Genomic DNA, 8,708 nt, shown 5'->3' on the forward strand with positions numbered 1-8,708 from the left:
AGAAACCATACTCGATACACCCCGAAAGGATTCAGGACACTCTAACTGACAGTTCAGGAATTGTTCTTTTTTAATTTTCTGTTTTAATTGATGTTTAATAATAAAAACATAGTTAGCCCTAACCAAACAAGCAGCCCCGTTCCATAGCCCACAGCTACCATTTCAAAACTTTTCCGATAGTTGCTTTTTAACAATTTGTGCATACCTGCAACCAATATAAAAAAGTATAATACCTCAAATAAATTGATGGTTTGAAACGGATACACAAACCAAGAATCTAACGATTCCACATCTAAATAATTGATAAAACTCAAAGGATAATACTGCTGAAATGCGACTAAGTCAAAATCTGTTTGAAACCAATAGAAATAAGCAAACTTTACAATAGCTACTAATACCCATACAAATTCTCCAACCAAAGCAATTCTTAAAAATTGTTTGAACTTAAAAGGGTGCTCCATCTCATAAAAGAAAGTTGTAATACTCAAACACAGTGCAACCAAACTACTACGTATGATTACAATCAATGGAGTAATAGCATAAGCAGCCCACCACCACTTCTGGTGTTGTTCAATTATTTCTTCTAGCTGTTCTTGTACATAGTTTTCTGCATAAAAATTATATAATAATTCTTCTGTGTTTAAGAAGATTATCATTAGAAATGAAACTAAATACAGAAATATTACAGAACTAAGAAACAAAATATTATTATTTATATGTCTCATTTTTATAATTTTTTTTACACTTACACCTTTTTATAATCGAATATGAGAGAAAACTTCCAGAAATTGTGAATATAATGTCAAATTCATCAAACACCTCATTACCTGAAAGAAATGGGTAGAATTCTTCAAAAATCAAAAATATAGCTGTCATAAAAATCACAACACCATTATATTTTTTATATTTCACATAATAATCAACAAAAGACAATGGAATAATCATTGCTGCTACAAAATTAGGAAGTGACCCAATAATAATATCCAAAACAAAGTAGCTCCCTAAAAAATGCTCTCTCAGATGACTATTAATAACAAATACTAGGAAAAGACAATAAATTAAATTTTTCATCAAATAATAAATTAAACTCCCCCAAGATCAGCCTACGAGCATTTTTAAGGAATATGTATTTTAGCTTTAAATTTGTAAATAAGGAGGTGCTTATACAATAAGTGAATATTAAGGAGGGAGGAACCCCTCCTTATTTTAATAGAGTTTATTCGCCTCGAAGTTGATCTGCACAAGAATCTGAATTATCCCAAGCAACCAAAGCTCCCATCCAAGTAACAGGACCTCCCCCTCCAATTACCAGTCCAATTGCTCCGGCCAAAAAAGCTGCACAACCTCCTCCTTCAATCACTTCCATTTCACTCATTTCTAATGTTCTTATAATCATAAAAATTTTTGTTTATTAATAAATTATATTTGTGTTAAAAATACTTTATAAAACTAATTATTAATTCGACATTAAAACTCCCGAATATTGGGAAAAACAGCATTTTATTCCCGATAATCGGGAATTATTAAAAATTCGCAGCAGATTTTGGAATATTCTTTCATGCAACTTAATTTTTTGCGTTTGAAAAAAAATAGTTAAACACAACAACAACAAGCTTTTTCAACAAATGAGCTAATTACTTGCAACTAACTCAAAACTTAACTTTGCTTTTTAATAACTTCATGCATTAAAGGTTTTAGTTATAATTTCTGAACATTGGATTTCTTGTGCATGAGCTAAATATATATATAGTTCTGCAAAGATTGGTTCAATTCTTACTTTGTCATTAATAATTCATAGCTTAAACTGAAGCGCAACAGGACGGTACAGGATTGTTTCAAAATTGAACAGCAGTATTTTCAATCAAAAAAATTGCAGCATTACTTGATTATATATTAAGGCACAATGACGTGTATAAAACAATCAATCATATGTTTTATTAATATTTTATGGAATGAAAAAACTATTTTTAAGTTTCGTATTAATCTCATTGGTATATGTAGGTTATCTGAATAGTCCTAAATATGACAAATATCCTAAAGGAGTAAGAAACGCATTTAGACACTCTAGCAAATCACAAAAAGATGAATTTGAGAAAGTGCTTCATCATTTCAGTACAGAAAAAGATAGTTTAAAATTTAAAGCAGCCATATTTCTCATTGAAAATATGCACTATCATAATTATATAAAGCCTATTCGTGAATTTGACTTGGCATTTGACAGTATAGCACATTTTCCAAAAATCGAATTAAACATTTATAGGGAAGAAGCTTTTAAAAGCATGTTAGATTCAATTTCCGATTATTCTAATCTAGAACAACCCAATTTAATTAAAGACATTGAAAGTGCAAAAGCAGATTTTCTTATAGAAAACATTGAACTAGCTTTTAAAGCTTGGTATAAAATCCCTAAAGGTAATAGAGCATCGTTTGATGATTTCTGTAATTTTATTTTGCCTTATAGAAGTTCAAACGAACCGCTCGAAATTCACTCAAGAAGAAAATTATTCTATCAATATAAATGGGTATCTGACTATATAGAGAAAGGTGTTTCCCTTGAAACTATTGTAGATAGTATTAAGAGCGATTTCAATTTTAGAACTTTTATAGGGATAGGTAGCTCGTATCCATTTCCTTTAAGTACAAGCCAACTAGAAAAATCTAAATTAGGGCAATGTGGCGATGGGGTAAATTATTATGTAAATGTGATGCGATCTATAGGTATTATGGCTGCAAAAGATTACGTAGAACATTGGGGTAACGACCCTTTTGCCAAAAGCCACTCATGGATTTATACCCAGTTGGGTAGCGAAGTTTATCTAACAGATGTACATAAAAAAAGTAATATTAAGGGTGTTTATAAAAATGAAAGCATACCCAAAGTATATAGAACTAGATTTGACGCCGTAAAAAACACAAATAGTATTCATACTGATCAAGATGTAACTCATAAATACATTTTAGTTATGGATGTTGATATTGATAACATTTTTAATGTAAATGCTAAAGCCTCAATATTAACTGTCTTTGATAAACGAGAAGGTTGGTTTCCTGTAGTTCAGGGACAAAAAACAGGTGAAAATTTCAAATTTAGTAATATAGGCTATAACGTCTTGTATTTACCTATGGATAAAGAAAGTAAAAAACCGCTCAATTATCCTTTTTTTATAGACGCTTCAAAAAAGATTCGCTTTTTTAAACCTGATAAAAACGTTTTAGATTCTGTGGTACTCACTAGAAAAATTGGTTTAAGCACAAGACGATACAGGGGTAAACGGTTTTGGTTAGAAGCCTTAAACGGAAGTGTTATTGAAGCATCCAATAATTCAGAATTTATAAATGCTAAAGTATTACATGAAGTTTCTAATTTTAATAGTACGCATATTCAAAAAATAAAGATAACAGATAGAACCCAATATAAGTATATAAGATTTAACAGTAAAAAGCCAAAGTCTTTCTTAGCTAAATTGGCATTTTACGATGTGAATATGAAGCCATTACAAGGCGAAATTATTGAGAAAAATATTTTGAAAGAAACCAAAGACTATAAATATGGAGCATTTGATGATAATACCCTTACCTATTCTGGAGGCGATTATTTTAAACTTGGGCTAAAATTTTCTAAACCCCAAACTATTGGTTTTGTAGAATTTCAGTCCAGAAATGACGATAACCACATTAATAAAGGCGAAGATTATGAGTTGTTTTATTGGGATAAAAACTGGAAATCTTTAGGAAAACAAAAAGCACAAGATACTTTACTGCATTATAATAATGTACCTAAAAATGCTTTGTTGTGGTTAAGAAACTTAACAAAAGGAAGAGAAGAACACATTTTTTGTATTGATGAAAATAAGCAACAACATTGGCTTGGTTTTGAGAATGCTAAAAAATAATATTTAAACACAAGTAATATTTATATAAATCTTAAAAAAAAACATAGCATGGAGAAAAATTGAAAAATAATTAAAATTCTTAATTGAAAAAAAGTAAGTTTTGAATTACGTGAGTGTAAAAAAAGAAGCTCGCAACTCTCGAAAACCGAGCAATCGGAAGATAAAACTTCAAAAACAAATGTTAAACATCTATTATTGATAGATGAAAAAAAATGAAATGAAAAAAAAACAATTAATAAACAAATCAAATGTTACTACTATCATAATCACAATACTTATGGTAGTTATTATTGGTTTTATTACAGGATGTGAAAGTGAAAATACTTTAGAAAACGAATACGCAGATTCTGAATATCTTGAACTTGATATTTATGACAAGTACAGAATGAAAGAAAAAGAATTCAAAACAATGAATCGAGCAATTCAAAGATTAAATATAAAAAAAGTAGAAGGGCTTTTTAAAATTAAAGAAACTTCTGCAAAAGAAATAAATATTTCCCCTAAATTATTTAATTATATAACTGCTGGGTTTAATTATACTAATAGCACTTTAAGACCTAAATCATTATCTAATAAAAGTAAAATTACTAGATTGAAATCTGGAAACAATGAAATCATATTTCAGGTAAATGATTCTACTTATTGTTTTTCATATTCTATCACTGCGTTAGGTGATTTTTCTTTTAATGCCTGTAAGACAAAACAAAATGACCTAGGTTGGGGGGATGGTGTGCCTGTTACACAATCAACTAATGGTACTTATGATATTAGCAATGCTCTCTCTTTTTACAAAAGTTTCTACCAAAATGGATCCATTATAAGCAGCAACAGTTTAGAAGAAGGTATGATGGGAGGTAAAGTTCTATTTTTCAGGACTGGATCTAATGCCCATGCAGTAAATGCAATGTCTTATGATGAAAACACAGGACTCATTACTTATTTTGACTATCAAAATAATAGAGCAGGATGGGTTGATAAAAATGCAGTAATTGCTATTTTTAATAAAGGAAATTAAGATTATGTTGAATATTAGGTATCAAATTAGCATTGCGTTATTCTTAATGACGATAAATGTTTTTTCCCAAGTTAACCTGCCTTACGAGCAGAATCTTACTTCTTACAAACAGTATTTTAAAGATAAATATGGGGTTACAATTTCTATTCCAGCTAGGTTTAGGGATTTGGATAAATACAGAGTACATTGGGCAGTAAGAGAAGATCCCGAAAAACATACAGGTTTTATATATGGTCCATTTTTTTTATCTAAGGATAAAAAATGTATGATAGTATTTCCTTCTGATTTCTTTGGTTTTTTTGGGTCGTTTGAAAAATATAAAACGACTGAGCTTAGCACATTTTATTTTCATCCAAAGGGTCAGGTTACTGCTGAAGTAGAAACTTCACTGGGGTTATATTATAGTCCTGGAGATTCAAGGAATAAAGTTATAGAAAACGTTGATTTATATAATTATGTTGACTTCATTTTTGGTAAACAAGCTAAAGAAAAATACAATGCAGATTCTTATTCGGTTTCCAATTTACCCGATGCTCATAAAACTTATTTTGTTGATGAATCTCTGGAAAAGCTTCGCAAAAAAAAGTATCCGTACTGCACAAGTTTATTTATACAAAAAGACGAAAGGGCTGTTTTAGATATTAAACTTTTCTTTACCAAAAAAGGCTTCAAGAAAAAAGAAAAGTATATTAATATGCTAGACAAACATATTTGGTTTGATGAAAAATTTAAGCCTAATTAAAGGTAGCTAAAGACTTGTCATAAAAGAATGAAAACAGATTAAAACTAAACCTTTAAATGCAAAAAAATATGAAAAAGGAGAAATTATTTAAAAAACTAAATGTAACTGCCATTGTAACGGCAATGCTATTAACTATTGTAATGATCTTTACAACAGCATGCGAAACTGAAACACAAACAGAAACTAACTATGCCGATGCTGAGTATCTTGAACTTGATATTTACAATAAGTATAAAATGGGAGAAAAGGAATTTGCAACAATAAATCGTGCAATTCAGAGACTAGAAATAAATAAAGAAGGAGGGTTGTATAAAATTGAAGAAACTTCTGCTTCAGAATTAAATATTTCACAAAAGTTATTCGATTATATCACTGCTGGTTTTAATTATACCAACAGTATTTTAAGCCCTAAATCATCATCTAATAAAAGTAAAATTACTAGGTTAAAATTTGGAAACTACGAAGATACATACCAACAAATTGATAGCACCTATTGTTTTTCTCATGCCCTATCAGCATTTCAAGATTATTCGTTTAACACTTGTAAAACATATCAAGATAGCCAAGGTTGGCAGGATGGAGTACCCATAACATATTCCAATGGTAATTATAATGTTAGTAATGCCATATCTTTTGTGCAAAATTTCTATCCAAATGCTGAACAGGTAAGTCCTAGCAACATACAAAGTGGAATGATGGGAGGGTCTATATTAATTTTAAAGACAGAAGGAGCTGGAGGCGGTGCTCATGCAGTAAACGGCATCAATTATGATGAAAACACAGGAATTGTGTATTTTATTGATTACCAGAATGATAGATGGGGAGAAGTTACATTAAATGATATAATAACTGTTATCAAAAAAGATTAGTGTTATGATAAATTTAAGAAACTATATGACTTTAATTTTATTGATGATAGGGATTAATGTTTTTTCTCAGAATAATTTTCCATACAAGCAAAATCCATCTTCGTATAAGAAATACTTCAAAGACAAATATGGGATAACAATTTCTTTTCCAGATAGGTTTAAAGACTTGGGTAAATACCGAGTTAATTGGAAGGTAAGGAAAGATCCAGAAAAACATACAGGGTTTTTATGTGGTATACTTTTTTTATCAAAAGATAAAAATTGTATGATAGCATTTCCTGCTGATTTTTTTGGATTTTTTGACTTACCAATAGAAAATAGAAACACAGAGCATAATGAATTTTTCTTTGATCGTACGGGGCAGATAATTGCTGAGATTGGTACTTCTCTTGGTGTATATGAAGAATTTAAGCCTCCAATCATCAACATAAAGCATTTTGATTTGTACCAATATGCCAGCTTTATATTTGGCAAACTGGCCAAAGAAAAATACAATGCAGATTCTTATTCGGTTTCAAGTTTACCCGATGCTCATAAAACTTATTTTGTGGATGAATCTCTGGAAAAGCTTCGCGAAGAAAAATACCCTTACTGCACAAGTTTATTTATACAAAAAGACGAAAGGGCTGTTTTAGATATTAAACTTTTCTTTACCAAAAAAGGCTTCAAGAAAAAAGAAAAGTATATTAATATGCTAGACAAACATATTTGGTTTGATGAAAAATTTAAGCCTAATTAAAGGTAGCTAAAGACTTGTCATAAAAGAATGAAAACAGATTAAAACTAAACCTTAAAAAGCATGAAAATCATAAAATGTTTTGTTTTTACAGCAACTATATTGATAGCTACAAATTTATACTCACAGGAAAGTTGGCCTTATAAAAACAACCTTTCTTCGTACAAACAATATTTTAAAGAAAACTTTGGGATAGAAATTTCATTTCCAAAAAAACTTAAAGATTTAGATAAATATTCTAAAGTTTGGAAAGTTAGACAGGAAAAAGAAAAGATTTCTGGGTCTTTTTATGGTCCATTTTTTATAACGAAAGATAAAAATTGTATGATTGCTTTTTCAAGTACTTTTTTTAACTTAAATAGTGGTAAAAAAAACAATAAAAAAACGCATACTACATTCTATTTTAACTGGAAAAGTCAAGTAATTACTGAAATAGAAACTTCGCTTGGCATGTATTATAGACCTAGAGATTCAAGGAATAGAGATATAAACCAAGCTGAATTATATAATTATGTAAACTTTATTTTTGGTAAACAGGCGAAAGAAAAATATAATGCAGATTCTTATTCGGTTTCAAATTTACCCGATGCTCATAAAACTTATTTTGTTGATGAATCTCTGGAAAAGCTTCGCAAAAAAAAGTATCCGTACTGTACAAGTTTGTTTATACAAAAAGATAAAAGGGCTGTTTTAGACATTAAATTTTTCTTTACCAAAAAGGGCTTCAAGAAAAAAGAAAAGTATATCAACATGCTAGACAAGCACATTTGGTTTGATGAGAATTTTAAGCCAAATTAAAGCATGTTCAGCATCATAAATTTTAAAAATGTTATTACATTAACTTTTCTAGGTAGTGTGTTTTTCACTTCTGAGAAATTTGTGAATGAAGAAAATACTGTAAAATTTTATTTTACGGTATTTTCTTTCCTTTTAATATTACTCTATGTAATCTTTCTAAAAAACGAAAAGAGTAGAAAAGTACTAATAGAAATTACATCTTTTAAAATTTTAAAAAGTTTTTATATAGTTATTGTTTTACAGTCTTTAAATGGTATTTGTCAATACTTAGGTTGGTTTCCGTCAAATAATCATTTTTTTAATATTACCGGAAGTTTTGAAAATCCAGCTGGTTTTTCTGCAGTTTTGTCTATGTTATTCCCTGTTGGATTGGTTTGGAGTTTAAAAGCTAAAAAACTAGAACAATTTGCACTTGTATTGTCATTAGGCTTCATGTTCTTTTCTATTATTGTCTCAGGCTCAAGAACTGGCTTATTGGCAGTAATCATATCTACAATATTTATTTTCACTTTAGAGTTTCACTTAACATCAAAAATTAAAAATTCTAAAAGGCATCAGATATTTGTTGCTTTCTTCATTGTTTTTTGTAAAAGCAGTTCCTTCTAAACTGAGAAAAGAGAAATCTGGGAGTTCATTTATTTGATCTTCAAGTTCT

General features: G+C 29.3%; 10 protein-coding genes. 6 read left to right on the forward strand and 4 right to left on the reverse strand.

The features are described 5' to 3' along the window. Positions 1 to 83 precede the first annotated feature (83 nt). The 3 genes from FGM02_RS16510 to FGM02_RS16520 all read right to left on the reverse strand — a co-directional run bounded on the left by FGM02_RS16510 (position 84) and on the right by FGM02_RS16520 (position 1,396). On the reverse strand, positions 84 to 656 hold the full coding sequence (locus FGM02_RS16510) for a hypothetical protein (RefSeq protein WP_139959605.1): 573 nt from the start codon (positions 654 to 656) through the stop codon (positions 84 to 86). Between the two features lie 52 nt (positions 657 to 708). Continuing rightward, entirely contained in the window at positions 709 to 1,071 is a 363-nt protein-coding gene (locus FGM02_RS16515; RefSeq protein WP_139959606.1) for a hypothetical protein, read from the reverse strand. Between the two features lie 145 nt (positions 1,072 to 1,216). Further along, a complete protein-coding gene (locus FGM02_RS16520; protein WP_139959607.1) occupies positions 1,217 to 1,396 on the reverse strand; it encodes a hypothetical protein in 180 nt (59 codons plus the stop codon). Between the two features lie 556 nt (positions 1,397 to 1,952). On the opposite strand from FGM02_RS16520, the gene FGM02_RS16525 reads away from it, so the two are divergent. The 6 genes from FGM02_RS16525 (at position 1,953) to FGM02_RS16550 (ending at position 8,053) form a co-directional block, all read left to right on the forward strand. Then, the gene (locus FGM02_RS16525) at positions 1,953 to 3,893 is read left to right on the forward strand and encodes a hypothetical protein (protein ID WP_139959608.1); all 1,941 of its coding nucleotides are present in this window, start codon (positions 1,953 to 1,955) and stop codon (positions 3,891 to 3,893) included. Positions 3,894 to 4,110: 217 nt separating this feature from the next. Next, the gene (locus FGM02_RS16530) at positions 4,111 to 4,908 is read left to right on the forward strand and encodes a hypothetical protein (protein ID WP_139959609.1); all 798 of its coding nucleotides are present in this window, start codon (positions 4,111 to 4,113) and stop codon (positions 4,906 to 4,908) included. A 4-nt stretch (positions 4,909 to 4,912) separates the two neighbouring features. Then, on the forward strand, positions 4,913 to 5,650 hold the full coding sequence (locus FGM02_RS16535) for a hypothetical protein (protein WP_139959610.1): 738 nt from the start codon (positions 4,913 to 4,915) through the stop codon (positions 5,648 to 5,650). Between the two features lie 68 nt (positions 5,651 to 5,718). Then, a complete protein-coding gene (locus FGM02_RS16540; RefSeq protein ID WP_139959611.1) occupies positions 5,719 to 6,519 on the forward strand; it encodes a hypothetical protein in 801 nt (266 codons plus the stop codon). A 4-nt stretch (positions 6,520 to 6,523) separates the two neighbouring features. Continuing rightward, entirely contained in the window at positions 6,524 to 7,258 is a 735-nt protein-coding gene (locus tag FGM02_RS16545) for a hypothetical protein (protein ID WP_139959612.1), read from the forward strand. A 60-nt stretch (positions 7,259 to 7,318) separates the two neighbouring features. Further along, positions 7,319 to 8,053, forward strand: coding sequence for a hypothetical protein (locus FGM02_RS16550; protein WP_139959613.1), 735 nt, complete (start codon positions 7,319 to 7,321; stop codon positions 8,051 to 8,053). Between the two features lie 290 nt (positions 8,054 to 8,343). Here the strand turns inward: FGM02_RS16550 and FGM02_RS16555 are convergent, their stop codons facing one another. Continuing rightward, the gene (locus FGM02_RS16555) at positions 8,344 to 8,541 is read right to left on the reverse strand and encodes a hypothetical protein (RefSeq protein ID WP_139959614.1); all 198 of its coding nucleotides are present in this window, start codon (positions 8,539 to 8,541) and stop codon (positions 8,344 to 8,346) included. Positions 8,542 to 8,708: the final 167 nt, after the last annotated feature.

The organism is Flavicella sediminum (assembly GCF_006381105.1).
Lineage (GTDB): Bacteria > Bacteroidota > Bacteroidia > Flavobacteriales > Flavobacteriaceae > Flavicella > Flavicella sediminum.

What these genes read in the sequence shown, in the direction of transcription:
- FGM02_RS16510 (WP_139959605.1), bottom strand. Translation starts at nt 656, where the DNA reads ATGATAATCTTCTTAAACACAGAAGAATTATTATATAATTTTTATGCA.
- FGM02_RS16515 (WP_139959606.1), bottom strand. Translation starts at nt 1,071, where the DNA reads ATGAAAAATTTAATTTATTGTCTTTTCCTAGTATTTGTTATTAATAGT.
- FGM02_RS16520 (WP_139959607.1), bottom strand. Translation starts at nt 1,396, where the DNA reads ATGATTATAAGAACATTAGAAATGAGTGAAATGGAAGTGATTGAAGGA.
- FGM02_RS16525 (WP_139959608.1), top strand. Translation starts at nt 1,953, where the DNA reads ATGAAAAAACTATTTTTAAGTTTCGTATTAATCTCATTGGTATATGTA.
- FGM02_RS16530 (WP_139959609.1), top strand. Translation starts at nt 4,111, where the DNA reads ATGAAAAAAAAACAATTAATAAACAAATCAAATGTTACTACTATCATA.
- FGM02_RS16535 (WP_139959610.1), top strand. Translation starts at nt 4,913, where the DNA reads ATGTTGAATATTAGGTATCAAATTAGCATTGCGTTATTCTTAATGACG.
- FGM02_RS16540 (WP_139959611.1), top strand. Translation starts at nt 5,719, where the DNA reads ATGAAAAAGGAGAAATTATTTAAAAAACTAAATGTAACTGCCATTGTA.
- FGM02_RS16545 (WP_139959612.1), top strand. Translation starts at nt 6,524, where the DNA reads ATGATAAATTTAAGAAACTATATGACTTTAATTTTATTGATGATAGGG.
- FGM02_RS16550 (WP_139959613.1), top strand. Translation starts at nt 7,319, where the DNA reads ATGAAAATCATAAAATGTTTTGTTTTTACAGCAACTATATTGATAGCT.
- FGM02_RS16555 (WP_139959614.1), bottom strand. Translation starts at nt 8,541, where the DNA reads ATGATTACTGCCAATAAGCCAGTTCTTGAGCCTGAGACAATAATAGAA.